General features: G+C 43.7%; 1 pseudogene. It reads right to left on the bottom strand.

Going from position 1 to position 1,951, the window contains the following annotated elements:
* Window positions 1-1,951 (bottom strand): annotated as a pseudogene (locus HMPREF2926_RS05375) (CshA family fibrillar surface protein C); the annotation flags it as partial.

Below are 1,951 nucleotides of genomic sequence, written 5' to 3'. Positions count from 1 at the left end.
ACCTGTTCCTGTGAATGATTTTTCTGGTACAAAGGTTACTGTTCCATCCGGAGCAACTGTGTAAGTTCCTTCTCCTGGAATAACTTTTGTTGTTGAACCATCTTCAAAGGTAGCTGGTACATCATCATCCATTGGGATTGCAGGGTTACCAGGTGTGAAGCTTGGTGTACCTGTTTGCGTTTGACCTTGGATGTCTGTAGATGTTGCAGGATCAGCAGTTGGTACAACTGGAGTGATCTTCGGTGTGTAAGTTGTCTCAGCAACAGTTCCGTTTGTATCTTTACCTTGAACCTTAACTGAAACCACATCATCTGAGTATGATTTATCCGTTGGTGTGAAGGTCACAACACCTGTTTCTTTATCAACAGTGAAGGTACCGATCACATCACCTGCTGGTGATTTCGCATCTACTGATGCTGCTGGCTGACCATTTTCATCAAGAAGAGTAATGGTATCCTTGTCGATTGGTGCAACTGGGTCACCTTCAGTGAAGGTTACAGTTCCAGTTTGAACCACACCTTGAGGTGCTTCTGATTCAGCTGGAGTTGCTGTTGGAGTTACTGGTGTTACAGTTGGTGTGTACTTAGCTGTAACTGGAGTACCGTTCTTATCGACACGTTTCACCGTTACGCCTGTACCTTCTCCAGTGAATGATTTTTCTGGAACAAATGTTACGGTTCCGTCTGGAGCAACAGTATATGTTCCTTCACCTGGAATAACTTTAGTTGTTGAGCCATCTTCAAATGTTGCAGGTGTATCATCATCCATTGGAACATTTGGATTACCTGGTGTGAAGGTTGGTGTACCTGTTTGCGTTTGACCTTGTTTGTCAGTAGATGTTGTATCTTCTGCAGTTGGTGTAACTGGTGTTACGGTTGGTGTATATGTCGCAGAAGCTTTAGTTCCGTTCATATCTTCACGAACAACAGTTACCGCTGGTGCAGTTCCGACGAATGATTTTTCTGGTACGAAAGTAACTGTTCCATCTGCTGCTACTGTGTAAGTACCAACACCATCTACAGTCTTCGTAGTTGATCCATCATCGAAGTTTGCTGGAACATCATCGTTCATAGGCACACGGCTGTCGCCTTCGGTGAATTTAGGTTTACCAGTTTGAGTCGCACCTTGGATATCTGTTGATTCAGCTGGTGTTGCTGTTGGAGTTACTGGTGTCACAGTTGGTGTGTACTTGGCTGTGATTTCAGTGCCGTTCTTATCCACGCGTTTCACTGTTACGCCTGAAGCAGTTCCAGTGAATGATTTTTCTGGAACGAAAGTTACGGTTCCATCTGGAGAAACAGTGTAAGTTCCTTCACCATCTACTGTCTTAGTGGTTGAGCCATCTTCGAAGGTCGCTGGTGTATCTTCATCGATTGGAACATTTGGATTTCCTTCGGTGAAGGTTGGTTTACCAGATTGTGTTTGTCCTTGAATATCTGTCGATGTAGCATCTTCAGAAGTTGGGACAACTGGAGTAATCTTCGGTGTATAAGTTGTTTCTACTGTAGTTCCATTTGTATCAGCTGCTTGAACCTTAACTGGAACAACATCACCTGAGTATGTTTTATCCGTTGGTGTGAAGGTTACAACACCTGTATCTTTATCAACTGTGTATGTACCGATCACGTCACCTGCTGGTGATTTCGCTTCTACTGATGCTGCTGGTTGACCATTTTCATCAAGAAGAGTAATCGAATCCTTGTTAATTGGAGCTACTTCATCACCTTCAGTGAAGGTTACAGTGCCAGTTTGAACAAGACCTTGAGGTCCAGTAGATTCAGCAGGTGTTGCAGTTGGAGTTACTGGAGTTACAGTTGGTGTGTAAGTTGCAGAAGCTTTAGTTCCATTCTTATCTTCACGAACAACTGTTACGGCTGGTGCTTTACCTGTGAATGATTTTTCAGGAACAAAGGTTACAGTTCCGTCTGCTGCTACTGTGTAAGTACCAACG

This window comes from Streptococcus sp. HMSC078D09 (genome assembly GCF_001813675.1).
Taxonomy (GTDB): Bacteria; Bacillota; Bacilli; order Lactobacillales; family Streptococcaceae; genus Streptococcus.
The sequence above is the reverse complement of the archived record's forward strand: the minus strand, read 5'-3'. Positions and strand labels throughout refer to the sequence as shown.